The organism is Streptomyces sp. NPDC048270 (genome assembly GCF_040652335.1).
Lineage (GTDB): Bacteria > Actinomycetota > Actinomycetes > Streptomycetales > Streptomycetaceae > Streptomyces.
Genome location: NZ_JBEZLV010000001.1, coordinates 391,055 through 415,646, shown reverse-complemented (window position 1 = coordinate 415,646; position 24,592 = coordinate 391,055). Strand labels below are relative to the sequence as shown.

Genomic DNA, 24,592 nt, shown 5'->3' with positions numbered 1-24,592 from the left:
GAGGCCGCGGGCGCGCCGGGAAACGCGGGGGATATCCCGGGCAACCGTTTCCCCTGGGCCCGCGTCCAGTTGAAGAGAGGTGGCGGCACCGTGCACGGCATCGGGCACGGCGCAGCGCCGCCGCACCGGCGGAGGCCTCCGCGCCATTCGGATGGCGTATGAAGTGCACCCTCCGGTTGCTCCACCCTTTCGTCACCCCCCTAGACTGGACATCCAGCAGGTGGCTACACGCTCGAAAGGCGCCCTCGTGTCCATCGGCAACGCCAACTCCCCCGAAGAAGAGCGGCCTTCGACCGACGACCGGTCCGAGGACCGCATCGTCGAACGTGCCGTCGAAGGTCCCTCCATCGGGACGGCTCTCAAGAAGGCCCGGATCGCCGCCGGGCTCACCGTCGACGAGGTCAGCTCCACCACCCGCGTGCGCATCCCGATCGTGCACGCGATCGAAGAGGACGACTTCACGCGCTGCGGCGGCGACGTCTACGCCCGCGGCCACATCCGTACGCTCGCCCGCGCCGTCCACCTCGATCCGGCACCCCTGGTCGAGAGCTACGACGCGGCCCACGGCGGCCGGCCGGCACCCACCCCCGCCGCGCCGATGTTCGAGGCCGAGCGCCTCCGCCCCGAGCGGCAGCGGCCCAACTGGACCGCCGCCATGGTCGCCGCGATCGTCGCCGTGATCGGTTTCGTCGGCTTCACCGCCTTCGGCGGTGGCGATGACAAGGCCAAGAAGCCGGTGGCGGAAGGTTCCGCCCCGCAGCCTGCCCCCAAGCAGAGCGGCGGCAAGCCGGCCGCGTCGCAGTCCCCGACCCCGCAGGCTCCCAAGCCGGAGCCTTCCGACAGTGCGATCGCCGCCGCGCCCAAGGACCTCGTCACGGTCGTCCTGACGGCCGACACCGGCGAGAGCTGGATCTCGGCCAAGGACCACAACGGCCGGCTCCTGTTCGACGGCACCCTGTCCCAGGGTGAGTCCAAGACCTTCACGGACAAGGAGTCCGTCGACCTCGTGCTCGGCGATGCCGGGGCCGTGAAGCTCTTCGTGAACGGCAAGGAGATCAAGGACGACTTCCAGCCGGGCCAGGTGGAACGTCTCACATACACCAAGGAAGACCCCCTCGAGGGCCAGCCCCAGCCGGGCTGACCCGAGTCCGCCCTAGGGCGGAACGCTTTGATCCGGATCCCCGGGGCGCTGCGCGGCACCTGCCGCAGGCCCCGGGGATCTTGCTGTGAGGGGCGTGGGGCGGGTGCCGCCGCCGGGACGAAGTAGTCTTGAGTCCATGCCCGAACGCCGTACCGTCGCCCTTGTCACTCTTGGCTGCGCCCGTAACGAGGTGGACTCGGAGGAGCTCGCAGGCCGCTTGGCGGCGGATGGCTGGGAGCTCGTCGAGGACGCCGCCGAAGCGGACGTAGCCGTCGTCAACACCTGCGGCTTCGTCGAAGCCGCCAAAAAGGACTCCGTAGACGCCCTGCTCGAAGCCAATGATCTGAAGGACCACGGCAAGACGCAGGCCGTCGTCGCCGTGGGCTGTATGGCCGAGCGCTACGGCAAGGAACTCGCCGAAGCGCTCCCCGAGGCGGACGGCGTGCTCGGGTTCGACGACTACGCCGACATCTCGGACCGCCTGCAGACCATCCTCAACGGCGGCATCCACGCCTCCCACACCCCGCGCGACCGGCGCAAGCTGCTGCCGATCAGCCCGGCGGAGCGCCAGGACGCCGCGGTGGCGCTCCCGGGCCACGCCCAGGAGCCGGTCGCCGAGGCCCCCGCCGACCTGCCGGAGGGGCTCGCGCCCGCCTCCGGGCCGCGCGCGCCGCTGCGCCGCCGCCTGGACAAGAGCCCCGTCGCCTCGGTCAAGCTGGCCTCCGGCTGCGACCGGCGCTGCTCCTTCTGCGCCATCCCGTCCTTCCGCGGCTCCTTCATCTCCCGCCGCCCCAGCGACGTGCTCGGCGAGACCCGCTGGCTCGCGGAGCAGGGCGTCAAGGAGATCATGCTGGTCTCCGAGAACAACACCTCGTACGGCAAGGACCTCGGCGACATCCGCCTGCTGGAGACCCTGCTGCCCGAGCTGGCCGAGGTCGACGGCATCGAGCGCGTCCGCGTGAGCTACCTCCAGCCCGCCGAGATGCGGCCCGGCCTGATCGACGTACTGACCTCGACCCCCAAGGTCGTGCCGTACTTCGACCTGTCCTTCCAGCACTCGGCCCCCGACGTGCTGCGCGCCATGCGCCGCTTCGGCGACACCGACCGGTTCCTGGAGCTGCTGGACACCATCCGCTCCAAGGCCCCGCAGGCCGGCGTCCGCTCCAACTTCATCGTCGGGTTCCCCGGCGAGAAGGAGTCGGACTTCGCCGAGCTGGAGCGTTTCCTCACCCACGCCCGCCTCGACGCCATCGGCGTCTTCGGCTACTCCGACGAGGACGGCACCGAGGCCGTCACGTACGACGGCAAGCTGGACGAGGAGACCATCGCCGAGCGGCTCGCCCACATGCAGCGGCTCGCCGAGGAGCTCACCTCGCAGCGCGCGGAGGAGCGGATCGGAGAGACGCTGGAGGTACTCGTCGAGACGGTCGTCCCGCTCGACGAGGCCGAGGACGGCGAGGGCGCCTACGGGCGCGCCGCCCACCAGGCCCCCGAGACGGACGGGCAGGTCGTCTTCACGGACGGCGCGGGACTGGTCCCCGGGCGTATCGTCACGGCCAAGGTGGTCGGCACCCTGGGTGTGGACCTGGTGGCCGAGCCCCTGGGCACGGATCTTGAGGAGGCGGCCGGATGACCGGAGTCCCGGCATCTGCGGCGGGCGGGACCGGCCGCCGGCCCGCGCCCGGCGCGAAGCTGGGAGTCGCGGCGGTCAATCAGGCCAGCCTGTGGAACATCGCCAACATCCTGACGATGATCCGGCTCGTGCTGGTGCCGGGCTTCGTCTTCCTGCTGCTCGCCGAGGGCGGCTACGACCCGGCCTGGCGGGCCTGGGCGTGGGCGGCGTTCGCCGTCGCCATGATCACGGACATCTTCGACGGGCACCTGGCCCGGACGTACAACCTGGTCACGGACTTCGGCAAGATCGCCGACCCCATCGCCGACAAGGCGATCATGGGGTCGGCGCTGATCTGCCTGTCCTGGCTCGGCGACCTGCCGTGGTGGGTGACCGGGGTGATCCTCGGCCGTGAGCTCGGCATCACGCTGCTGCGCTTCTGGGTGATCCGCTACGGCGTGATTCCGGCCAGCCGGGGCGGCAAGCTCAAGACCCTGGCGCAGGGCACGGCCGTGGGCATGTACGTGCTCGCGCTGACCGGCCCGCTGGCGACCTTGCGCTTCTGGGTGATGGCCCTCGCCGTCGTGCTGACCGTGGTCACCGGTTTGGACTACATCCGGCAGGCCGTCGTCCTGCGCCGCAAGGGCCTCGCGGCGGAGGCGGCCGCCAGGTGAGGGACGCGGCAGGGGGTTCCCCGGAGGCGGTGGACGCGTCCGGGGCGGCCGGTGGGGTCGCGGCGGCCACGGAGGTGCTGCGGCTGCTCGCGGAGCGTGACCAGACCCTTGCCGTCGCCGAATCCCTGACCGGCGGTCTGGTGGCCGCGGAGCTGACCGCCGTCCCCGGAGCCTCCCGGGCCTTCCGCGGCTCGGTCACGGCCTATACGACGGAGCTCAAACACCGGGTGCTCGGCGTGGACGCCGCGCTGCTCGAGGCGGAAGGCGCGGTGAACGCCCAGGTCGCGGCGGAGATGGCGGCGGGGGTGCGGAGCGTGATGGGCGCGTCGTGGGGAATCGCGACCACCGGAGTGGCCGGCCCCGACCCGCAGGACGGGCAGGCGGTGGGCACCGTCTTCGTGGCCGTGGCGGGACCGGAGGTCAGGAAAACGGTCCGGCTGAGGTTGAACGGCTCCCGGGCGGAAATCCGTATGGAGAGTGCACGGACAGTGCTCGAACTTCTCTCAAGCCAACTCCGTGAGAATGCGCGGGGGCAGGATACGGAACAGAACGGGGGGATTTGATGTTTGCAGCCCTGAGTGAACACGACATCGCTCCCCGCACGGCCGCGGCGCGAGGCGGTACGGTGGGGCGTGAAGGATGCGGCTACACGGTCAGAGGAGGGAGCCACCGATGATTCTGCTCCGTCGCCTGCTGGGTGACGTGCTGCGTCGGCAGCGCCAGCGCCAGGGCCGTACTCTGCGCGAAGTCTCCTCGTCGGCCCGAGTTTCGCTCGGCTATCTCTCCGAGGTGGAGCGGGGGCAGAAGGAGGCATCCTCCGAGCTGCTCTCCGCGATCTGCGACGCGTTGGACGTACGGATGTCCGAGCTGATGCGCGAAGTCAGCGATGAACTGTCGCTGGCCGAGCTGGCACAGTCGGCCGCGGCAAGCGAACCGGTCGGTGTACCGGTCCGCCCGATGCTCAATTCGGTCTCCATGGCTTCGGTCACGGCCGGACCGGAGCGGGTGACCATCAAGGCGCCTGCGGAAGCGGTGAATGTCGTAGCCGCGTGAGCGAGTGCGTGAGCGTGTGAGTGTGGCCGGAGCCCCGGTCGGTGCCCTAGGCGCCGGCCGGGGCTCCCGGCCGTTGCGGGGCAGGTCGTTCTGGGTGCGGGCCGGGGGCGGGTGCGGGAGGATGGTGCGGTCCGGGCTCCGGCCCTCCCCCAGACTTCGTCCGGGGGTGCCCCCAGGGAGGTAGCCGTGAGGCCGTTAACGACAGCCTTCGCGTGGGGTGTGGGCTTGCTGTGGTGGTGGGCCGTGCTGCGGCTGGTGCTGGCGCCCGCGGAGTCCGGCCCCGTGGAGGGCGCGGTGGCCGTGGGCGGCTGGGGGCTGGGGCTGCTGCCGGTGCACTGCGTGCCCGGCCCGGTGCGGCGCAAGGCCTCCGGCGCGGCGGGGGCTACCAGGGCATCGACACTCCACCGTTCGGGCGCAGGATCTGGCCCGTCATGAAGGACGAGGCGTCCGAGGCCAGGTAGAGCACGGCCTGGGCGATGTCCTCGGGCTCGCCGACCCGCCGCAGCGGGGACATGCGGGCCATCACCGCCTCGGTCTGCTCCTGGACCTCGGCGCCGTGCCGGCCGGTCATCGGGGTGCGGATCCAGCCGGGGGCGACGGCGTTGACCCGTATGCCGTGCGGCCCGGCCTCGGTGGCGAGCGTCTTGGTCAGCTGGACGACGGCGGCTTTGGCCGCGCTGTAGCAGAGCAGGCCGGGCTGGGCGGCGTCCACGGCCCCGGAGGCCATCGTGACGATCGAGCCGGGCCGACCCGAGGCGATCATGGAGCGGGCGGCCTCCTGGCAGGTGCGCAGGACGCCCTTGAAGTTGATGTCCAGGACCCGGTCGAGATCCTCGTCGGCGGTCTCCAGGACGCTGCTGGTGTGCATGACCCCGGCGATGGCGGCGGCGATGTCGAGCGGGCCCGCGGCGCTGACGGCGGCCCGCAGGGCGTTGCGGTCGGTGACGTCGAGGGGGTGGACGGTGGCGGCGCCGCCGACCTTGGCCACGAGGGCGGCCGTCTCGGCGAGCCCCTGTGCGTCGCGGTCCGCGCAGTGCACGTGCGCGCCCGCCCCGGCGAGGACGACGGAGGTGGCGCGGCCGATGCCGCTCGCCGCGCCGGTGATCAGGGCGGTGCGGCCGGTGAGGTCGTACGAGGCTGTGGGCATGCCGGGACCGTACGAGTGGATCTGACGGTCCGTCAACCGGGTGTGGGGCCCGTCTGGCAGCGGGGGCACCAGTAGGTGGGGCGGTCGTCCTGGGGCGCCTCGCGGATCGGGGTGCCGCAGCGCAGGCAGGGGCGGTGGGCGCGGCCGTACACGAAGAGGTCCTGGCCGCGCAGCCGGCTGCCGGTGGTGTTGCGGTGGGCGGGCCGGTCGCCGATGTTCGCCGCCAGCAGGCGCTGGGCCGCCGAGGCGAGGCGGGTCACCGTGGCCGCGGGGAGTGCGCCGACCGGCGTCCAGGGGGTGACCTGGGCGAGGAAGCAGACCTCGGCCTTGTAGATGTTGCCGATCCCGGCGAGGTTGCGCTGGTCGAGCAGGGCCTCGCCGAGAGGGCGGTCGGGGGCGGCGAGGAGGTTGGCGGCGGCCCGGTCCGGGTCCCAGTCGGGGCCTAGCAGGTCGGGGCCGAGGTGGCCCACGACCCGGTCCTCCTCGGCGGTGCGGATCAGCTCCAGGACGGGCAGGCGGTAGCCGACGGCGGTGTGCTCGGCGGTGCCGAGGATCGCCCGGATCTCGTAGTCCGGCCCGCCGCGCCACTTCGCGCCGGCCGGGAAGACGTGCCAGGCGCCGTCCATGCGCAGGTGGCTGTGCAGGGTGAGGCCGCCCTCGAAGCGGGCGAGGAGGTGTTTGCCGCGCGGGGTGACGTCGAGCGTGGTGCGGCCGGTGAGGTCGGCCGTGGCGAACCGGGGGACGCGCAGGTCGCTGCGGGTGAGGGTCCTGCCGGCGAGGGCGGTGTGCAGGCGGGCCGCCGCACGCAGGACGCTGTCTCCTTCGGGCATGACGCCATTGTCCCGCCGGAGGCGGGTCGGGAGGCTCCGGGCGCGGATTCGGGCGCGGTTTCAGGCGCGGGTCAGGGAGGGATGGGGGGCACGGCCGGGGCCCGGCGCGGGACGGGAAGCGTCGCGGCGGTGAGCTCCGCGGCTCCTCGGCTCCTCGGCCACTTCGGCGATCCGCTCCCGCCGGTTCGGGTCGCACCGGCGGGTCCTGCGGTTTTTCCCGGCCACCTTGGTCAGGCTCCTTGCCGGGCGACCCCCGGGGCAGCCGGCGGTTCCCGTGCGAGAACGGAGTCCCCGCGTGAAGATCGCAGTCCTCGGTACCGGCGGCGGTGGCCGCGCCCACGCCCGCAGGCTCCTGGAACTCGGCCACGAGGTGGTCGTGGGCACCCGCGACTCGGAGGCCACGCTGGGGCGGACCGAGCCGGACTTCATGGGCATCGAACCGTTCGGGCAGTGGCTCGCCGACTACCCCGGCATCGAGCTCGCGCCCTTCGCCGACGCGGCGGCCGGCGCCGACCTCGTCATCAACGGGATCGACGGAGCCAACGCGGTGCGGGTCCTGAGCGGCATCGGCGGGCACCTGACCGGCAAGACCGTCATGGACTACGCCGTTCCGTTCATCTACAACCCGGAACGCGCCCACCCCTGGCCCACCCCGTGGGGCGTCATGCCGGCCCTCGACCCGGTGGACTTCGACAGCCTCGGCGAACGCATCCAGCGGGCCGTGCCGCAGGCCCACGTGGTCAAGGCGGGCGTCACCCAGGAGCAGGAGACCGTGGTGAACCCGCAGGGGATCGGCGGAGGCGACCACACCATGTTCGTCGCCGGCGAGGACGCCGCCGCGAAGCAGCAGGTCACTGAGCTGCTGCGGGCCTACGGGTGGCGAGACGTCCTGGACCTCGGCCCGATCGTCTCCTCCCGGGGCATGGAGATGTACGCCCACATGCACAGCGCGGTCCAGTTCGCACTCGGCGGCGCACGCTTCGGGATGAAGGTGGTCCGCTGATCAGTTCCGCAGCCGCAGCCCCCTCGGGGTGGCATGGAACCCGGCGACCTCCAGGGCCCGGCCGAGGGGCGAGGTCAGCGACGGCGAGGCGTTGATGCGCTCCACCGTCAGGGCCGGGAGGGTGCCCGCCCGGGCCGCGGCGGCCAGGGCCGCGACGGCCGCCTCCAGGCGCGGGTCTCCGGCGTCCGGCCAGGCGAGGAGGGTTTTGCCGCCACGCTCCAGGTACAGGGTGAGCTCGCCGTCGACCAGGACCACCAGGGAGCCCGCCTTGCGGCCCGGCTTGTGGGTGGCCCCCGACGGGGGCTCCGGCCAGGGCAGGGCCGCCCCGTACGCGTTCGCCGGATCGGCGGCCGCCAGGACCACGGCCGCCAGCGGGGGCGGGGTCCGCTCGGCGGCCCGCAGCCGGTCCACGGCGCCGTCCATCGCGAACTGGGCCGCGCCGAGACCCTCGACCACATAGCCCCGGCGGGCCTGGCCGCTGTCCTCGAAGGCCGACAGGATGCGGTAGACCGCGCTGAACCCGCCCTCCACGCCCTCGGCGGCGACCGCGCCCCGGGTCACCACCCCGTGCCGGTCCAGCAGGGTCCTGGCGAGCGCGTGCGCCCGGTGGGTCGGGTCGGGGGCCTGGGACGGCAGGAGGGACCAGCGGCCCGAGACGGTGGGCGGGCCCGTGCGGGACACGGTCGCGCTGAGCGTGCCGTACCGGCCGCGCGGGACCGTGCGCCGGGCCCGGTGGGCCGTCGAACCGGCCGTGCGGCCCGAGCCGAGCAGGGCCCGCAGCGGGCCCAGGGTGTCATTGGTGAGCCGGCCCGACCAGGCCAGGTCCCACACCGCCTCCGACAGCGCGAGGTCGGAGGCCTCGGGGGACGCGGCCCGCACCGACTCGGCGATCTGCCGGAAGAACAGGCCGTACCCGCCCGAGAGGCACTCCAGGACCGCCTGGTGGAGCGGGCCGAGCTCCAGCGGGTGCGGCGGGGGGAGGAGCAGCGGGGCGGCGTCCGCCAGGTACAGGGAGATCCAGCCGTCCTTGCCCGGGAGGGCTCCGGCCCCCGCCCAGACGACCTCGCCCGCCGTGGTCAGTTCGTCCAGCAGGCCGGGGGAGTAGCCGCTGACCCGGGACGGGAGGATCAGGCGCTCCAGCGCCGAGGCCGGGACCGGGGCGCCCTGGAGCTGCTCGACGGCCCGGGCGAGGCCGTCGATGCCGCGCAGGGCTCCGCCCAGGTGCTGCCACTGGGGCAGGAACGTGGCCAGCGAGGCCGGCGGGACCGGCTCCAGCTCCTGGCGCAGCGCCGCCAGAGAACGGCGGCGGAGCCTGCGCAGCACCGTCGCGTCACACCACTCACGGCCGATGCCCGCGGGATGGAACTCGCCCTCGACCACCCGGCCGGCGGCCGCCAGCCGGTGCAGGGCGCCCTCGGTGACCGCCGGGCCCAGGCCGAAGCGGTCGGCGACGGCGGCCGTGGTGAACGGCCCGTGGGTGCGCGCGTACCGGGCGAGCAGGTCCCCCAGCGGATCCTTGACCGGCTCGGTGAAGGCCTCCGGGACACCGACCGGGAGCGCGGTGCCCAGCGCGTCGCGCAGCCGGCCCGCGTCCTCGACCGCCGCCCAGTGGTCCGTGCCGCCGATCCGGACCCGGATCGCCCGGCGCGCGGCGGCCAGCTCGGGCGCCCAGGCGGGCTCCGCCCCGCGCTCGGCCAGCTCGGCATCGGTCAGCGGCCCCAGCAGGCGCAGCAGGTCGGCCACCGACTCGGTGTCCTTGGCCCGCCGGTCCTCCGTGAGCCACTGCAGCTCGCGCTCCAGCTCCTCCAGCACCTGCGCGTCCAGCAGCTCGCGCAGCTCCGCCTGGCCCAGCAGCTCGGCCAGCAGCCGGGAGTCCAGGGACAGCGCGGCGGCCCTGCGCTCGGCGAGGGGCGAGTCGCCCTCGTAGAGGAACTGGGCGACGTAGCCGAACAGCAGGGAACGGGCGAACGGCGAGGGCTCGGGCGTGGTGACCTCGACCAGCCGCACCCGGCGGGCCTCGATGTCGCCCATCAGCTCGGTGAGGCCCGGCACGTCGAAGACGTCCTGCAGGCACTCGCGTACGGCCTCCAGCACGATCGGGAAGGAACCGAACTCCGAGGCCACCTGGAGCAGTTGCGAGGCCCGCTGGCGCTGTTGCCAGAGCGGGGTGCGCTTGCCCGGGCTGCGCCGCGGCAGCAGCAGGGCGCGGGCCGCGCACTCGCGGAAGCGGGAGGCGAACAGGGCCGAGCCGCCGACCTGGTCGGTCACCAGCTGGTTGACATCGCCGCGGTCGAAGGCGACATCGGCGGCGCCGAGCGGGGCCTGCTCGTCGTCGAACTCGAACGGCGCCGGTGCGGCGGGGTCGTGGTCCAGCAGGTCCATGGAGAGCAGGTCGGCGTCCGGCAGGCGCAGCACGATCCCGTCGTCGGCGTGCATGACCTGCGCGTCCATGCCGTACTTCTCGGCGAGCCGGGCGCTCAGCGCCAGCGCCCACGGGGCGTGGACCTGGGCGCCGAAGGGGGAGTGGATGACGACCCGCCAGTCGCCGAGCTCGTCGCGGAACCGCTCGACCACGATGGTCCGGTCGTCCGGCACGTGACCACAGGCCTCGCGCTGCTCGGAGAGGTACGCCAGCACGTTCTGCGCGGCCCACGCGTCCAGCCCGGCCGCCAGCAGCCGCAGCCGGGCGTCCTCGTCCGAGAGGGCGCCCAGCTCGCGGAGGAACGCGCCGACCGCGCGGCCCAGTTCGAGCGGGCGGCCCAGCTGGTCGCCCTTCCAGAACGGCAGCCGGCCCGGCACCCCGGGCGCCGGGGTCACCAGGACCCGGTCCCGGGTGATGTCCTCGATCCGCCACGAGGTCGTGCCGAGGGTGAACACGTCCCCCACGCGGGACTCGTAGACCATCTCCTCGTCGAGCTCGCCGACCCGGCCGCCGCCCTTCTTGGGGTCGGATCCGGCGAGGAAGACGCCGAAGAGGCCGCGGTCGGGAATGGTGCCGCCGGAGGTGACCGCGAGGCGCTGCGCGCCGGGCCGGCCGGTGATCGTCCCGGCCACACGGTCCCACACCACCCGCGGTCTGAGCTCCGCGAACGCGTCCGAGGGATAGCGGCCCGCCAGCATGTCCAGCACCGCCGTGAACGCCGACTCCGGCAGCGCGGCGAACGGCGCCGCCCGGCGGACCAGCGCGAGCAGGTCGTCCAGCTGCCAGGTGTCCATCGCGACCATCGCGACCAGCTGCTGCGCCAGGACGTCCAGGGGGTTCGACGGGATGCGCAGGGACTCGATGGCGCCGGTGCGCATCCGCTCGGTGACCACGGCCGCCTGCACCAGGTCGCCCCGGTACTTGGGGAAGACCACGCCGGTGGAGACCGCGCCCACCTGGTGCCCGGCACGGCCCACCCGCTGGAGCCCGGAGGCCACCGAGGGCGGGGACTCCACCTGCACCACCAGGTCCACCGCGCCCATGTCGATGCCCAGTTCCAGACTGGAGGTGGCGACGACGGCGGGCAGCCGGCCCGCCTTCAGGTCCTCCTCCACCAGCGCCCGCTGCTCCTTGGACACCGAGCCGTGGTGCGCGCGGGCCAGCAGCGGCGGGGCGCCGTGGGCGGCGCCCGCCTGCGCCATGACCTCCGCCGGAGGAGCGCCCTCGGGGAGCTTCTCGCCCATGGCGCGCTCGTACGCGATCTCGTTGAGCCGGTTGCACAGCCGCTCGGCGAGGCGGCGGGAGTTGGCGAACACGATCGTGGAGCGGTGCGCCTGCACCAGATCCGCGATCCGCTCCTCCACATGCGGCCAGATGGAGGGCTTGTCCCCGCCCTCCCGGCCCTCGGTGGCGGGAGAGCCGCCCAACTCGCCCATGTCCTGCACCGGGACGACCACCGACAGGTCGAACTCCTTGTCCGACGGCGGCTGCACGATCTCCACCCGGCCGCGCGGCGCGAGGTACCGGGCCACCTCGTCCACCGGCCGGACCGTCGCCGACAGGCCGATCCGGCGCGCCGGACGCGGCAGCAGCTCGTCCAGCCGCTCCAGGGACAGGGCGAGGTGGGCGCCGCGCTTGGTCCCGGCCACGGCGTGCACCTCGTCCAGGATGACCGTCTCGATCCCCGCGAGGGCGTCCCGGGCGGCCGAGGTCAGCATCAGGAACAGCGACTCGGGCGTGGTGATGAGGATGTCCGGCGGTCGGGTCGCCAGCGCCCGGCGCTCGGCGGGCGGGGTGTCGCCCGAACGGATCCCGACCCGGATCTCCGGCTCGGGCAGACCGAGGCGCACGGACTCCTGGCGGATCCCGGTCAGCGGGCTGCGCAGATTGCGCTCCACGTCCACGGCCAGGGCCTTCAGCGGCGACACGTACAGCACGCGGCAGCGCTTCCTCGCCTCCGCCGGAGGCGGGGACGAGGCCAGCCGGTCGAGGGCGGCCAGGAAGGCGGCCAGCGTCTTGCCCGAACCGGTGGGCGCCACGACCAGGACGTCGGAGCCCTGCCCGATCGCCCGCCAGGCGCCCTCCTGGGCGGCGGTGGGCGTACGGAAGGCCCCCGTGAACCAGGAGCGGGTCGCGGGGGAGAACGAGGCGAGGCCGTTGTCAGTGCCGGACATGCCCCCATCGTGCACCCCGGCACTGACAACGGCCCGGACCTGCGCGGACACCCCCGGCCCGGCGGGCGCAGAATGGGATGATGGGGACGGACGAGGGGCGCCGGGAATGGGCCCGGCACTGGCGGTACCCGGAACTGCCCGGGCTGGACCTGCTGCGCGCCCACTACGTCCGCCACACCTTCCCGCGCCACGCCCACGACGGCTACGTCATCGCGGCCGTCACCGGCGGCGTCGAGGAGATCGGCCTCCCCGGCGGCACCGTGCGGGCCGGGCCCGGCAGCGTGGTGCTGATCAACCCCGAGGTGGCGCACACCGCCCGCGCCGGGGTGCCCGAGGGCTGGGCCTACGCCACCCTCTACCCCTCCCGCGGCCTGATCACCGAGGTCGCCGCCGAGATCGGCACGCTGCGCGGGACCCCGGGCTTCACCGCCGACATGGTCGCCGACGCGCAGGGCTCCCGGGTCATCGCCGAGGTCCACCGGGCCGCCGAGTCCGGGAACGCGCTGGCCGCCGACACGCTGCTGCGGGGCGTGGTGGCGCGGATGCTCAGCCGCCACGCGGGCCCGCTGCCCGCCCGTACGCTGCGCCGCGCGGCCCTCGCCGACGCCGAGCGGGCCCGGGCCGTACTGGAGGACCGGATGGCCGATCCGCCGTCGCTGGAGCAGCTCGCGGCCGAGCTGGGGACGAGCCCGTTCGCCCTGCTGAGGGCCTTCCGGGAGCGGTACGGGATGCCGCCGCACACCTGGCTGACCGACGCCCGGGTCCGGCGGGCGCGCCGGCTGCTCGACGCCGGGACCCCGCCCGCGGAGGCGGCCGTCGCCGTCGGCTTCAGCGACCAGCCGCACCTGAACCGGCACTTCACCCGCATCGTGGGGGTCCCCCCGGGCGCCTACCGGCGGGAGCGGGCGGCGGGTCGGGCGTAGCGGCGGACTCGGCCACCTGCCCCGGGCGCGCGCAAGAACGTACAAGACGGCCCGGCAGTGCCCCGCATAGCTTCGGGGCGTGGGAGAACAGCGGATGATCACAGAGCCGGAGACGCGGGAGAACCCGGAGGGACCGGGGCGGCCGCGCGCCGCCGTCGTGCGCGACGCCCTCGGGGTGGGCGTGGCCGTCGGCCTGTCCGGGTTCGCGTTCGGGGTGACCGCGGCGGGGGCCGGCATCAGCGTGCTCCAGGCCTGTGTGCTGAGCCTGCTCGTCTTCACCGGCGCCTCGCAGTTCGCGCTGGTCGGGGCGCTGGCGGCGGGCGGCAACCCGTTCACCGCCGCCGCCGGGGCTTTCTTCCTCGGGACGCGCAACGCCTTCTACGGGCTGCGGCTGTCTCAGCTGCTCGCGCTCCCGCGGGCCGTGCGGCCGCTCGCCGCGCACTGGGTCATCGACGAGACCACCGCCGTCGCGCTGGCCCAGCCGGACCGCAGGTCCGCCCGGCTCGGCTTCACCGTCACCGGGCTCAGCCTCTACGTCCTGTGGAACCTCACCACGCTGCTCGGCGCGCTCGGTGCCGAGGCCATCGGGGACACGGCCGCGTGGGGGCTGGACGCCGCCGGGCCCGCCGTGTTCCTCGCCCTCCTCGCGCCGATGCTCAAGACCGCCACCGAGCGGGCCGTCGCCGCCCTCGCGCTCGTCCTCGGGCTGGGCTTCCTGCCCTTGCTGCCCGCCGGGGTGCCCGTGCTGATCGCCGCGCTGGCCGCGCCCGCCGTGCTGTGGATGAAGGGACGCCGCTCGTGAACGTCTGGATCGCCATCGGACTGACCGTCGTCGGCTGCTACGCCGTCAAACTCGCCGGGCTGCTCGTGCCCGCCGGGGCCCTGGAGCGGCCGCTCGTGCGCCGGCTCGCCGCCCTGCTGCCCGTGGCCCTGCTCGCCGCGCTCACCGCCCAGCAGACCTTCAGCACCGGCAGCGCGCTCGTCATCGACGCCCGCGCCGCCGGGCTCGCGGCCGCCGGGCTCGCCCTGCTGCTGCGCGCGCCGTTCCTGCTCGTGGTCGCGGCCGCCGTCGTCGTCACCGCGGGGGTACGGGCCCTCGGGGGCTGACCCCGGCCGGCAGGCGCCCGTACGCGCGCAGCGTCAGCAGCGCCTCCAGCGTGGCGATCGGCCGCCGCTCCAGCGAGCTGCCGGGCGCCCAGGCCCGGCGGCGCACCGGCCAGCCGCCGTCCGCCTGCTGCTCGGCGGCCAGGAAGTCCAGGGCCCGGGCCGTCTCCCGGTCGGTGAACCAGCTCCTGGCCAGCGATTCCGGGCGGCGGGCGAAGTCGTACGCGTACAGGTGCTCGCCCGGCGCGTAGCCGGGGAACAGGGCGTGCTGCGAGCGGCGCCACGGGTCCAGCACCACGAGGTCCCGCTCCCGCACCAGCCGCCCCAGCCGGTCCGCGGCCGCCGCGGCGCGGGCCCGGTCCGGGGCGCCGTCGAGGAATGCCACCGCGCTCTGGACCTCGTACGGGTGGGAGTGGCGCATGCCCTCGATCCGGTCCCAGCAGAAGTCCGTGGCCCGGAAGAGCCAGGCGTGCCAGATCCGGTTGCGGTGCAGCAGGCCGACGACCGGGCCCGTGGTCAGCAGCTCGCCCGGCGGATCGTCGTACGTCGGGTGGTACGGGGCGGCCGGGTAGCCGCGCGGGGCCGGCGCGACCACCGGAAGGGCGCCCTCCGCGGTGGAGACCCCGGTCAGGTGGCGGCACAGCCGCTCGATGCGCTGCCCGCCGCAGCGGCCCAGGCCGTCCAGGACGCGCAGCGCGTGCGCGGTGTGCAGCGGCTGGCTGAGCGGACCGCGCAGATCGGGATCGAGGGCGTGCCCGTAGCCCCCGTCGTCGTTGAGGTAGGAGCCGAGGGCGGTGTCCACCGGGTCGGCATCTCCCCCGAGGAAGTGGAACGCGAACCGCCGCTGCTCCAACACCCGGGCCGTGAGCCAGATGAACTGCTCGGCGCGGGCGAGCGGGCCCGGCGGGGAAGCTTCGTCTCCAGACATGCGTGCAACGTAGGACGCGGGGGAGCGGCCGGGAGGCCCGAACGAGGCCGGTGCACTCTCCCGGGGCGGGATACTGGAGGCATGCGGTTGACGATTTTTTGGGAGCGGATGGCCGACCACTTCGGAGCGGGGTACGCCGACTCCTTCGCGCGGGACCACGTCATGGCGGAGCTCGGCGGGCGGACCGTCCACCAGGCGCTGGACGCCGGCTGGGAGGCCAAGGACGTGTGGCGCGCCGTGTGTTCGGCGATGGACGTGCCGGCCTCGCGGCGCTGACGCCCGCCGGGGGCCCGAACCCGCCGCTCGGCGGGCGGGGCCGCGCGGCCCGGGCCCGCGCCCCGCGGGCCGGCCCGCGCGAGCGCGCGCGAGGCACCGCTTCGTGGTACGGGCCGCCGGTGGGACAGACTTGGCTGTGTGGCACCCAGTGATGAGACGACACCCGATCAGCCCGCAGACGCCCACGGCGTGACCCCGCCGCGGCCGGCCGACCCCGCCGCGCAGGCCGAGCCCGCCGGACCCGGGATACCGCCCGTCGGCCCCGCCGGAGCTGCCGGGCCCGCCGACGCCGTCGCGTCGGCCGGGTCGGGGAGCGCGCAGGCCGGGGCCGCGGGGGACGCGATCCCCCCGGCTCCCGCGGCCGGCGCGGCGGCGGCGGCCCCCGCCGGGGACGAGGCGCGGATGCCGCGCTGGCTGCCGCGCGCCGTGGTCCTCGTACTGGCCCTCGTCGCCTGCTTCCAGCTCGGCAGCTGGGCCTTCCACCAGCTGATCGGGCTGCTCGTCAACATCCTGATCGCGTTCTTCCTCGCGCTCGCGATCGAACCCGCGGTGTCCCGGATGGCGGCCCGCGGAATGCGCCGCGGGCTCGCCACCTTCCTGGTGTTCCTCGCGGTCTTCGTCGCGGCCGCGGGCTTCCTCACGCTGCTCGGCTCGATGCTCGCCGGGCAGATCATCGAGATGGTGGAGGGCTTCCCGCGCTACCTCGACTCGGTGATCAACTCGATCAACACCACTTTCCACACCGAGCTGTCCCGGCTGGAGATCCAGGACAGCCTGCTGCGCTCCGACTGGCTGCGCAAGTACGTGCAGAACAGCGCGACCGGCGTGCTCGACGTGTCCGCCACCGTGCTCGGCGGGCTCTTCAAGCTGCTGACGATCGGGCTGTTCTCCTTCTACTTCGCCGCCGACGGGCCGCGGCTGCGGCGCGCGCTGTGCTCCGTACTGCCGCCCGCCAAGCAGTCCGAGGTGCTGCGCGCCTGGGAGATCGCCGTCACCAAGACGGGCGGCTACCTCTACTCGCGCGGGCTGATGGCGCTGATCTCCGGCATCGCGCACTACATCCTGCTGGTGATCCTCGGGGTGCCGTACGCGCCCGCGCTCGCCGTGTGGGTGGGGCTGGTCTCCCAGTTCATCCCCACCATCGGCACCTACCTCGCGGGCGCGCTCCCGATGCTGATCGCCTTCACCGTCAACCCCTGGTACGCGCTGTACGTCCTCGGGTTCGTGGTGGTCTACCAGCAGTTCGAGAACTACGTCCTGCAGCCGAAGCTGACCTCGAAGACCGTGGACATCCATCCGGCGGTGGCCTTCGGATCGGTCGTCGCGGGCACGGCCCTGCTGGGCGCGGTCGGGGCGCTCATCGCGATCCCGGCCATCGCCACGCTGCAGGCGTTCCTCGGCGCGTACGTGAAGAAGTACGAGCTGACGCGGGACGCCGACGCCTCTACTTCCCGTCCTCGCCGCCGAGTACGGCTGCCAAGGCTTCGGTGACGGTGGCCTCGACGCCGTCCTTGTCCACCCCGAGGCCGGTCAGCACGCCCTCGCCGTGCTCCTGCTCCAGGAGCGCGAGGAGGATGTGCTCCGTGCCCACGTAGCCGTGGCCGAGGCGCAGGGCCTCGCGGAAGGTGAGCTCCAGGGCCTTCTTCGCGGACGCGTCGAAGGGGATGAGGTCGGGGACGTCCGCCGCTGCCGGGGGCAGGGCGGCGGTCGCCGCGGTCCGCACGGCGCCGGCTTCGACCCCCTGGGCGGTCAGGGCGAAGGCCGCGACCCCCTCGGGCTCGGAGAGCAGGCCGAGGACCAGGTGCTCGGTGCGGATCTCGCTGTTGCCGGCGGCGCGGGCCTCGTTCTGCGCGACCACCACGACGTTGCGGGCGCGGGGGGTGAACCGGCCGAAGCCCTGGCTGGGGTCGAGGCCGGGGTCGCCCTCCTTGTCGGCCTTGGGCACGAAGCGCTTCTGGGCGGCCTGGCGGGTGACGCCCATGCTGCGGCCGATGTCGGTCCAGGAGGCACCCGAGCGGCGGGCCTGGTCCACGAAGTGGCCGATGAGGTGGTCGGCCACGTCGCCTAGGGCCTCGGCGGCGACGACGGCGCCGCTGAGCTGCTCCAGGGTGTCCGTGTGGACCTTCTTGATGGCCTCGATCAGGTCGTCGAGGCGGACCGGATTGGTCATGCGAACAGGTTCCACGGAAGGGTTCGTCATGAGTGCAACCCTAGGTTGACAGTCGCGCGACTGTCAACCAGTGGTTGTCAGTTGAGGCGCCCCTGGCGGGCGACGGGGTGGTCGCGCAGGTCGAGCCGCATCAGGACGCGGGGATGGCCGGCCAGTACGGAGGAGGTGTCGGCGGCGCGGGTGAACCCGGCGCGCTCGAAGTTCTTCCGGAGCCCGGCGTACGCCATCGTCAGGTCCACCTTGGCGCCGCCGTTGTCCAGGGGGTAGGCCTCGACCGCCGGCGCCCCGTGCGCGCGGGCGAACTCGACCGCGCCGGCGATGAGGGCGTGGGAGATCCCCTGCTTGCGGTGGCCCGGGCGGACGCGGATGCACCACAGGGACCAGACCGGCAGGTCGTCGACGTGCGGGATCTTGCGGCTGTGCGCGAAGGAGGTGTCCGCGCGCGGCGCCACCGCGGCCCAGCCGACCGGCTCGCCGCCGTCGTAGGCGATCACCCCCGGCGGGGTCCGCCCGCGGCACAGGCCGGCGACGTACTCGCCGCGGGCCGGCCCGCGCGGGTCGTTGTTGAGCTTCGAGGGGATCCGGTGGCTCAGGCACCAGCAGACGTTGGCTCCGGGCGACTTCGGGCCGACCAGGGTGCGGACGTCCTCGAAGACCGACGCCGGGCGGACTTCGACGGCCATGACCCTTCCTTCCGGTGGTCGTTTCACCTGATGTCCACGATGGCACGTACGGGGCGGGCGGCGGGCGGCGTGCGGCGTGCGGAGCGGGCAGGGTGGGCGGCGCGGTGGCGGGGCGGCGTGGTGCGCTTGACAGGGAAATCGAACATCCATTCTGATGGGTTATCCACAGCCGAACCGGTCGTGGAGGCGCATTGTCAGTGGCAGGCATTAGCGTCAATGGCGTGAAGCGATCGACTCAAGCAAACCGGGTGGAACCCATGGCAGGCACCGACCGCGAGAAGGCTCTCGACGCCGCGCTCGCACAGATTGAACGGCAATTCGGCAAGGGTGCGGTCATGCGCCTCGGCGACAAGCCGAACGACCCCATCGAGGTCATCCCCACCGGGTCGACCGCGCTGGACATCGCCCTCGGCGTCGGCGGGCTGCCCCGCGGCCGCGTGATCGAGGTGTACGGGCCGGAGTCCTCCGGTAAGACGACCCTGACCCTGCACGCCGTGGCCAACGCGCAGAAGGCCGGCGGCACCGTCGCCTTCGTGGACGCCGAGCACGCGCTCGACCCCGAGTACGCGAAGGCCCTCGGCGTCGACACCGACAACCTCATCCTGTCGCAGCCGGACACCGGCGAGCAGGCGCTGGAGATCGTGGACATGCTCGTCCGCTCCGGGGCCCTCGACCTGATCGTCATCGACTCCGTGGCGGCCCTGGTGCCGCGCGCCGAGATCGAGGGCGAGATGGGCGACTCGCACGTGGGTCTCCAGGCCCGCCTGATGAGCCAGGCGCTCCGGAAGATCACCGGTGCGCTCAACCAGTCCAAGACCACCGCGATCTTCATCAACCAGCTCCGCGAGAAGATCGGTGTGATGTTCGGCTCGCCGGAGACCACCACCGGTGGCCGCGCGCTGAAGTTCTACGCCTCCGTCCGCCTCGACATCCGCCGTATCGAGACCCTCAAGGACGGCACGGACGCGGTCGGCAACCGCACCCGCGTCAAGGTCGTCAAGAACAAGGTCGCGCCCCCGTTCAAGCAGGCCGAGTTCGACATCCTCTACGGCCAGGGCATCAGCCGCGAGGGCGGCCTGATCGACATGGGCGTGGAGCACGGCTTCGTGCGCAAGGCCGGCGCCTGGTACACGTACGAGGGCGACCAGCTCGGCCAGGGCAAGGAGAACGCCCGTAACTTCCTGAAGGACAACCCGGATCTCGCCAACGAGATCGAGCGGAAGATCAAGGAGAAGCTGGGCGTGGGGGTCCGCAAGGACGCCGCCGCGGACGAGGCCGCTGCTGCCGCGCCCGCCGAGGCCGCGGCCGTGCCCGCGCCCGCCACGAAGGCGAAGACGACGGCCAAGGCCGCCGTGGCCAAGAGCTGACCCGTGCGGGAGCAGGAGAGGGGCGGCAGGGACCGGGGCGGCCGTGAAGACCGCCAGGAACTGCCGCCCCAGAGCCCCGAGGAGCAGGCGCGGGCGATCTGCCTGCGCCTGCTCACGGGGAGCCCGCGGACCCGGCGCCAGCTCGCGGACGCCCTGGAGAAGCGGGGCATCCCCGAGGAGGTGTCCCAACAGGTCCTCTCCCGGTACGAGGAGGTGGGCCTGATCGACGACGCCGCCTTCGCCGGGGCCTGGGTCGAGTCCCGGCACCGCGGCCGGGGCCTGGCCCGCCGTGCCCTCGCGCAGGAACTGCGGACCAAGGGGGTGCACGCCACCCTCGTGTCGGAGGCCTTGGAACTGCTGGACTCCGACCAGGAGGAGCAGACCGCCCGCGAGCTCGTGGAGCGCAAGCTCCGCGCCACCCGGGGGCTGGAGCGCGACAAGCGGATCCGGCGCCTTGCCGGAATGCTCGCGCGCAAGGGATACCCGGAGGGCATGGCCCTGCGGGTGGTCCGCCGCGCCCTGGAGGCGGAGGGCGAGGACGCCGACGGTCTGGAGTACCCGGGGTAGGGGTCTCAGGACGGGTCGGTCACCGGCAGGCCCGCCGATTTCCAGGCCTGGAAGCCGCCGGTCAGGTCCGTCGCGCGGTGGAGGCCCAGGGCGTGCAGGGAGGCTGCGGCGAGGCTGGAGGCATAGCCCTCGTTGCAGATCACCACCACCCGCAGGTCGTGGCTGTCGGCCTCGGGGGCTCGATGGCTGCCCTGGGGGTCCAGGCGCCACTCCAGTTCGTTGCGCTCCACCACGAGCGCGCCCGGGATCAGTCCGTCGCGCTCCCGCAGGGCCTGGTAGCGGATGTCCACCAGGAGGGCCCCGGCGCGGGAGGCGTCGTACGCCTCCTGGGCGTCCAGCCGCGTGTAGCCCGAGCGGACCCGCTCCAGCAGCTCGTCGATGCCGGTCGGGGCGCTCACTGCCAGTCCGCCGGACGCTCGACGTGCTCCAGGCTGAGCACGGGGCCGCTGCGGCTGTAGCGCCGGATCAGCGGAAGCGGCGGATAGTACGCGTGCACCGAGACCGCGTGCTCGGCCGTGGACTCGTTGAGGACCTCGTGTACGTGGTGCTCCCCGAAGGCCCGCCCGCTCCCCGCGGCCAGGCTGCGGCTGCGGTCCAGCCCGGGCGCGAGCTCCAGTGACTGCCAGCCCTCCGCGGGCAGGCGTACGGCCAGCGCATGCTCGGTGAGCCGGCCCCGGGCGGTGGCGAACGCCCCCCGGGACTCGGCGTGGTCGTGCCAGCCGGTGCCGGTCCCCGGCGGCCAGCCGATCAGCCACGCCTCGCTGCCCGAAGGCCCGTCCAGCCGGATCCAGGTGCGGCCCTCGGGGTCGAGCGGCAGCGAGGACACGATCTGGGGATCGGCGGCGGTGCGCAGGGCGAAGTCGAGGAGTTCGGCGGCCGTGGGGCCGCCGGCGGCTGCGGGCTGTGGGGCGTGCGCGGATGCGGGTGCGGACAGCGTGGACTGCGCGGATGCGGACATGGAGGGGGACCGTTCCTGGGTTCGCGGAATGCGCGCAGGCCTGCATCGGCACGGGGCGCGCGGAGGAAAGGGCGAATCAGCAGGAAGGGCGACACACGCAGCCCGCGTAGCGGAGCAGGTCCATATGGACCCTCCGCCACAGGCGTACGTCATTGCCGGTCATGTCCGCGAGTGAACCACGAGCGCCACGAGCCGGTCAATCGATCACCACGATCGGGGGCGTGGCGGCCGAAGGCGCCGGCACCCGGGAGGCGGGCGCGCCCGCCCGGACCGCGTCCGCCGCCTCGTACAGCTCCGCCGGACGCACCCCCGCGAAGGTCGCCGCCAGATGCCCGTCCGGCCGGACCAGGAGCACGGTGTGCGCCGGGGCGCCCGGGTAGCCGTCCGCGACGAGCAGCTCGGTGCGGACGGGCAGTGCGCTCACCGCGGCCGCCAGGCGGGGCATCAGACCGGCGCCGAGCCAGTGGCGCCGGTCCCAGACCCCGGTGCCCGGCGCGACCAGCACCACCAGCAGCCGGCCCCGGCCCAGCAGGTCGCGCAGCGGCACGGTGGCTCCGTCGGGGGCGGTCACCGGCACGTTCTGCACCGGACCGCCCGGTTCCGTGGCCGTCGGGACCTCCCGCACGGCCACCGGCGGGGCGTAGGACGGCGCCGCGCCCAGCGGCCCCCGCCCCAGGTGCCCGTCGGTCAGGAGCGATTCGGCGGACCGCGCGGAGCCGGGCAGGTACGTGCGCAGGGTGCCCCCGGCCCGCAGCGCCGGCATCGCCTGGTCGGCGGCGCGCAGCCGTGCGGCCACCGCCTTGCGCCGTTCGCCCTCGTAGCTGTCGAGCAGCGCCTCCGAGGCCCCCTGGTGCCAGGCCAGGGACAGCTTCCACGCGAGGTTCTCCGCGTCCCGGAGCCCCTCCTCGACCCCCTGCGTGCCGAGGGCGCCCAGCAGGTGCGCGGCGTCCCCGGCGAGGAAGGCGCGGCCGTCGCGCCAGCGGCGCGCGAGGCGGTGGTGCAGCGTGTGCACCCCGGTGTCCAGGAGGTCGTACGGGGGAGTCGTGCCCCCGCACCACACCGCGAGGGTGTCCCGCACGAGGGTCACCAGCGCGTCGGGGGTGACCAGCTCCCCGCGGGCGGGGAGCAGCCAGTCCAGCCGCCACACCCCGTCGGGCAGCGGCCGGGAGGTGACCTCCTGCGGCGGGTTGCGGTGCAGCAACGCCTCGCCGGGCCAGGGGAGTTCGGTGCGCAGGGCGGCCACGGCGTGCCGTTCCACGGCGGTGCGCCCCGGGAAGCGGATGCCGAGCAGTTTGCGCACGGTGGACCGGGCGCCGTCGCAGCCGACCAGGTAACTCCCGCGCCACCACGTGGTCTCGGCGCCCCGGGTGTGCGCGGTGACCCCCCGGTCGTCCTGTTCCAGGGAGTCCAGCCGGCTGTCGGTGATCAGCTGCACGAGCGGGTGCGCGCCGGCGGCGTCGCGCAGCCCGCGCGCCAGGGCGTGCTGCGGCAGGTGCAGCGGGGGCGGGCCGTCGTCGAAGGTGATCCGCTGGGCGGGCCGGCTGCGCCGCATGGTGCGCCAGGCGGCGAAGTACGCCCCCTCGTCGCGCAGCGTCGCACAGCCCAGCCGGTGCGCCATGGCCGCCGTGTCGGCGTGCAGGACGACGGTCCGGGCCGGGCGGGGCTCGTCCTTGCCGGGCCCTTCGTCGAGCACGACGGTGGGCACGCCCTGGCCGGCCAGGGCAAGGGCCAGGGACAGTCCTACGGGCCCCGCGCCGACGACGATCACCGGGTCCATGGCGCGGCTCCCGATGTCCGGTATGTGATCACAGAACGTATGCAACCCACTGGAGGTGCCTGCGTCAAGTGACGCCGGTCGTGGCAACGCCGTGTGGTGCGGCGGAAAGAGTTCCGCCGCACCACACTGGCTACGCACTATGACTGACCCTATGTCAGGCCGCCGGGGGGTTCCGCACCCGGAACGGGTTCGGCTCAGGCGCCCCCGGTGTTGGCGCCGGTGGCCATGTCGTTGACGTCGTTCACGCCTACCACTGCGCCGGTGCTCTTCGTGGACTTCCTCAGCCGGCCTTCGAGCCAGGAGGCGAAGGAGGTGAGGGCGAAGTTCACGACGATGTAGATCAGCGCGATCACGAAGAGGGTCGCGATGGTGTTGCTGTAGTTCGCCGAGATCTGCCGGTTCATGGACAGCAGCTCGCCGAGGCCGAGCAGGGAGCCGCCGAGGGCGGTGTCCTTGAGGATCACCACGAGCTGGCTGACCAGGGCGGGCAGCATCGCGGTGACGGCCTGCGGGATCAGCACGTAGGCCATGGTCTGGCCCTTGCGCATGCCGATCGCCTTGGCCGCGTCGGTCTGGCCGCGGGGCAGGGACAGCACGCCCGCCCGGACGATCTCCGCGATGACGGCGGCGTTGTAGAGCACCAGGCCCGTGACCACGGCGTAGAGCGGCCGGTGCTCCGAGGGGATGTCGGTGAACTGCACGTACAGCTGGCTGCCGAACACCATCAGGATCAGTACGGGAATGGCGCGGAAGAATTCCACGACCGCGCCGACCGGGCCGCGCACCCAGGCGTGGTCGGAGAGTCGGCCGATGCCCAGCAGGGCGCCCAGCGGGAGCGCGATCACCATGGCGATCGCGCCGGCCTTCAGGGTCTCCAGCAGGCCGGGGATCAGGAAGGTGGTCCAGATCTGGCCGTCGGTGACGAAGGGGGTCCACTTGTCGGCGTCGAGCTGGCCCTTCTCGGCCATCAGGGACAGCGCCCACCACAGGGCGAGCCCGAACAGCACGACGAAGATGCCGCTGTAGATCCAGTTGCGTGCCTTGGCCTTGGGGCCCGGGGTGTCGTACAGCACGGAGGTCATCGCTTCACCGCCACTCGCTTGGCCACCCAGCCCAGCAGCAGGCCGGTGGGCAGGGTCAGCAGGACGAAGCCCAGGGCGAAGACCCCGAACACCGCGAAGAGCGCGTCCGCCTCGTTCTCCAGCATTTCCTTCATCAGCAGGGCCGCCTCGGCCACGCCGATGGTCGCCGCCACCGTGGTGTTCTTGGTGAGGGCGATCAGTACGTTGGTGAGCGGCGCGACGACCGCCCGGAAGGCCTGGGGGAGCACGATCAGGGTGAGCACCTGGAAGAAGCTCAGCCCGAGCGCGCGGGCCGCTTCGGCCTGGCCGACGGGCACGGTGTTGATGCCCGAGCGGATCGCCTCGCAGACGAAGGTTCCGGTGTAGGCCGTCAGTCCGAGGACCGCGAGCCGGAAGCCGGTCTCCTTGAAGGTGTCGCCGCCGAGCTCGATGCCGAGGGTCTGGCTGAGGCCCAGCGAGCAGGCGATGATCAGCACGGTCAGCGGCGTGTTGCGCACCAGGTTGACGTATGCGGTGCCGAAGGCCCGCAGGAGCGGGACCGGGCTGACCCGCATCCCGGCCAGGGCGGTGCCCCAGATCAGGGATCCGGCCGCCGAGTAGAGGGTGAGCTGAACCGTCACCCAGAAGGCTCCGAGCACGTCGTACTGCCCGGAATCAAGAAAATCGAACACGATGCCCTGCGCTCTCCCCAGGATGGCCGG

General features: G+C 73.6%; 27 protein-coding genes. 14 read left to right on the top strand and 13 right to left on the bottom strand.

Annotated features, from left to right (window positions below; genetic code table 11):
* Window positions 1–247: 247 nt before the first annotated feature.
* The 6 genes from AB0D66_RS01520 to AB0D66_RS01495 all read left to right on the top strand — a co-directional run bounded on the left by AB0D66_RS01520 (window position 248) and on the right by AB0D66_RS01495 (window position 4,915).
* Window positions 248–1,141, top strand: a complete 894-nt coding sequence (locus AB0D66_RS01520) for a RodZ domain-containing protein (RefSeq protein WP_362294895.1) — start codon at window positions 248–250, stop codon at window positions 1,139–1,141.
* 136 nt (window positions 1,142–1,277) lie between these two features.
* On the top strand, window positions 1,278–2,774 hold the full coding sequence (rimO, locus tag AB0D66_RS01515) for a 30S ribosomal protein S12 methylthiotransferase RimO (protein ID WP_362294892.1): 1,497 nt from the start codon (window positions 1,278–1,280) through the stop codon (window positions 2,772–2,774).
* Window positions 2,771–3,427, top strand: a complete 657-nt coding sequence (pgsA, locus tag AB0D66_RS01510) for a CDP-diacylglycerol--glycerol-3-phosphate 3-phosphatidyltransferase (protein WP_362294889.1) — start codon at window positions 2,771–2,773, stop codon at window positions 3,425–3,427. The genes rimO and pgsA overlap by 4 nt, the downstream gene beginning before the upstream one ends.
* A gap of 29 nt (window positions 3,428–3,456) precedes the next feature.
* Window positions 3,457–3,990 carry a CinA family protein gene (locus AB0D66_RS01505; RefSeq protein WP_362294887.1) on the top strand — a complete coding sequence of 178 codons (534 nt, stop codon included), beginning with the start codon at window positions 3,457–3,459 and terminating at the stop codon, window positions 3,988–3,990.
* Between the two features lie 109 nt (window positions 3,991–4,099).
* Window positions 4,100–4,480, top strand: coding sequence for a helix-turn-helix transcriptional regulator (locus AB0D66_RS01500; protein WP_361765991.1), 381 nt, complete (start codon window positions 4,100–4,102; stop codon window positions 4,478–4,480).
* 186 nt (window positions 4,481–4,666) lie between these two features.
* On the top strand, window positions 4,667–4,915 hold the full coding sequence (locus AB0D66_RS01495) for a hypothetical protein (protein WP_362294883.1): 249 nt from the start codon (window positions 4,667–4,669) through the stop codon (window positions 4,913–4,915).
* Here AB0D66_RS01495 and AB0D66_RS01490 read toward each other — a convergent pair.
* A complete protein-coding gene (locus AB0D66_RS01490; RefSeq protein WP_362294880.1) occupies window positions 4,863–5,627 on the bottom strand; it encodes an SDR family NAD(P)-dependent oxidoreductase in 765 nt (254 codons plus the stop codon). The genes AB0D66_RS01495 and AB0D66_RS01490 overlap by 53 nt on opposite strands.
* Window positions 5,628–5,659: 32 nt before the next feature.
* A complete protein-coding gene (locus AB0D66_RS01485) occupies window positions 5,660–6,457 on the bottom strand; it encodes a DNA-formamidopyrimidine glycosylase family protein (RefSeq protein WP_362294877.1) in 798 nt (265 codons plus the stop codon).
* A gap of 295 nt (window positions 6,458–6,752) precedes the next feature.
* Between AB0D66_RS01485 and AB0D66_RS01480 the strand changes: the two genes are divergently transcribed.
* Window positions 6,753–7,460 (top strand): NAD(P)-binding domain-containing protein, encoded by a 708-nt coding sequence (locus tag AB0D66_RS01480; RefSeq protein ID WP_362294875.1) that lies wholly within the window; start codon window positions 6,753–6,755, stop codon window positions 7,458–7,460.
* Here the strand turns inward: AB0D66_RS01480 and AB0D66_RS01475 are convergent, their stop codons facing one another.
* The gene (locus AB0D66_RS01475) at window positions 7,461–12,056 is read right to left on the bottom strand and encodes an ATP-dependent helicase (RefSeq protein ID WP_362294872.1); all 4,596 of its coding nucleotides are present in this window, start codon (window positions 12,054–12,056) and stop codon (window positions 7,461–7,463) included.
* An 80-nt stretch (window positions 12,057–12,136) separates the two neighbouring features.
* Here AB0D66_RS01475 and AB0D66_RS01470 point away from each other — a divergent pair, with 80 nt between their 5' ends.
* The 3 genes from AB0D66_RS01470 (at window position 12,137) to AB0D66_RS01460 (ending at window position 14,086) form a co-directional block, all read left to right on the top strand.
* A complete protein-coding gene (locus AB0D66_RS01470; protein WP_362294869.1) occupies window positions 12,137–12,979 on the top strand; it encodes an AraC family transcriptional regulator in 843 nt (280 codons plus the stop codon).
* Between the two features lie 94 nt (window positions 12,980–13,073).
* Window positions 13,074–13,781 carry an AzlC family ABC transporter permease gene (locus AB0D66_RS01465; protein WP_362294866.1) on the top strand — a complete coding sequence of 236 codons (708 nt, stop codon included), beginning with the start codon at window positions 13,074–13,076 and terminating at the stop codon, window positions 13,779–13,781.
* Window positions 13,778–14,086: an AzlD domain-containing protein gene (locus AB0D66_RS01460; RefSeq protein WP_362294862.1), complete on the top strand. Its 309-nt coding sequence runs from the start codon at window positions 13,778–13,780 to the stop codon at window positions 14,084–14,086. Before AB0D66_RS01465 ends, AB0D66_RS01460 begins: the two co-directional genes overlap by 4 nt.
* Here AB0D66_RS01460 and AB0D66_RS01455 read toward each other — a convergent pair.
* A complete protein-coding gene (locus AB0D66_RS01455) occupies window positions 14,055–15,011 on the bottom strand; it encodes a hypothetical protein (protein ID WP_362294859.1) in 957 nt (318 codons plus the stop codon). The genes AB0D66_RS01460 and AB0D66_RS01455 overlap by 32 nt on opposite strands.
* 81 nt (window positions 15,012–15,092) lie before the next feature.
* Here AB0D66_RS01455 and AB0D66_RS01450 point away from each other — a divergent pair, with 81 nt between their 5' ends.
* Window positions 15,093–15,287, top strand: a complete 195-nt coding sequence (locus AB0D66_RS01450; RefSeq protein WP_069922234.1) for a DUF3046 domain-containing protein — start codon at window positions 15,093–15,095, stop codon at window positions 15,285–15,287.
* A 402-nt stretch (window positions 15,288–15,689) separates the two neighbouring features.
* Window positions 15,690–16,778, top strand: coding sequence for an AI-2E family transporter (locus tag AB0D66_RS01445; protein WP_362294955.1), 1,089 nt, complete (start codon window positions 15,690–15,692; stop codon window positions 16,776–16,778).
* On the opposite strand, the gene AB0D66_RS01440 is transcribed toward AB0D66_RS01445, so the two are convergent.
* From AB0D66_RS01440 to AB0D66_RS01430, 3 genes are read right to left on the bottom strand one after another with little or no spacing between them, the layout of a single operon-like run.
* On the bottom strand, window positions 16,732–17,487 hold the full coding sequence (locus tag AB0D66_RS01440; protein WP_362294855.1) for a Clp protease N-terminal domain-containing protein: 756 nt from the start codon (window positions 17,485–17,487) through the stop codon (window positions 16,732–16,734). The genes AB0D66_RS01445 and AB0D66_RS01440 overlap by 47 nt on opposite strands.
* A gap of 47 nt (window positions 17,488–17,534) precedes the next feature.
* Window positions 17,535–18,140: a GNAT family N-acetyltransferase gene (locus tag AB0D66_RS01435; RefSeq protein ID WP_362294852.1), complete on the bottom strand. Its 606-nt coding sequence runs from the start codon at window positions 18,138–18,140 to the stop codon at window positions 17,535–17,537.
* A gap of 23 nt (window positions 18,141–18,163) precedes the next feature.
* Window positions 18,164–18,286, bottom strand: a complete 123-nt coding sequence (locus tag AB0D66_RS01430) for a hypothetical protein (protein WP_362294850.1) — start codon at window positions 18,284–18,286, stop codon at window positions 18,164–18,166.
* Between the two features lie 111 nt (window positions 18,287–18,397).
* Here AB0D66_RS01430 and recA point away from each other — a divergent pair, with 111 nt between their 5' ends.
* Both recA and recX read left to right on the top strand, forming a co-directional pair.
* Window positions 18,398–19,507 carry a recombinase RecA gene (recA, locus tag AB0D66_RS01425; protein WP_069922237.1) on the top strand — a complete coding sequence of 370 codons (1,110 nt, stop codon included), beginning with the start codon at window positions 18,398–18,400 and terminating at the stop codon, window positions 19,505–19,507.
* Between the two features lie 3 nt (window positions 19,508–19,510).
* On the top strand, window positions 19,511–20,074 hold the full coding sequence (recX, locus tag AB0D66_RS01420) for a recombination regulator RecX (RefSeq protein WP_362294846.1): 564 nt from the start codon (window positions 19,511–19,513) through the stop codon (window positions 20,072–20,074).
* A 5-nt stretch (window positions 20,075–20,079) separates the two neighbouring features.
* On the opposite strand, the gene AB0D66_RS01415 is transcribed toward recX, so the two are convergent.
* From AB0D66_RS01415 to AB0D66_RS01390, 6 genes are all read right to left on the bottom strand, one after another.
* Window positions 20,080–20,472, bottom strand: coding sequence for a rhodanese-like domain-containing protein (locus tag AB0D66_RS01415; RefSeq protein WP_362294844.1), 393 nt, complete (start codon window positions 20,470–20,472; stop codon window positions 20,080–20,082).
* Window positions 20,469–21,032 (bottom strand): cysteine dioxygenase, encoded by a 564-nt coding sequence (locus AB0D66_RS01410; protein WP_362294841.1) that lies wholly within the window; start codon window positions 21,030–21,032, stop codon window positions 20,469–20,471. The genes AB0D66_RS01415 and AB0D66_RS01410 overlap by 4 nt, the downstream gene beginning before the upstream one ends.
* A gap of 76 nt (window positions 21,033–21,108) precedes the next feature.
* Entirely contained in the window at window positions 21,109–21,195 is an 87-nt protein-coding gene (locus AB0D66_RS01405; protein ID WP_311318651.1) for a putative leader peptide, read from the bottom strand.
* A gap of 33 nt (window positions 21,196–21,228) precedes the next feature.
* Window positions 21,229–22,809: an FAD-dependent monooxygenase gene (locus tag AB0D66_RS01400; RefSeq protein WP_362294839.1), complete on the bottom strand. Its 1,581-nt coding sequence runs from the start codon at window positions 22,807–22,809 to the stop codon at window positions 21,229–21,231.
* A 194-nt stretch (window positions 22,810–23,003) separates the two neighbouring features.
* Complete coding sequence (locus AB0D66_RS01395) at window positions 23,004–23,891, bottom strand: amino acid ABC transporter permease (RefSeq protein WP_362294836.1); 888 nt, start codon at window positions 23,889–23,891, stop codon at window positions 23,004–23,006.
* Entirely contained in the window at window positions 23,888–24,562 is a 675-nt protein-coding gene (locus AB0D66_RS01390; RefSeq protein WP_069922243.1) for an amino acid ABC transporter permease, read from the bottom strand. The genes AB0D66_RS01395 and AB0D66_RS01390 overlap by 4 nt, the downstream gene beginning before the upstream one ends.
* Window positions 24,563–24,592: the final 30 nt, after the last annotated feature.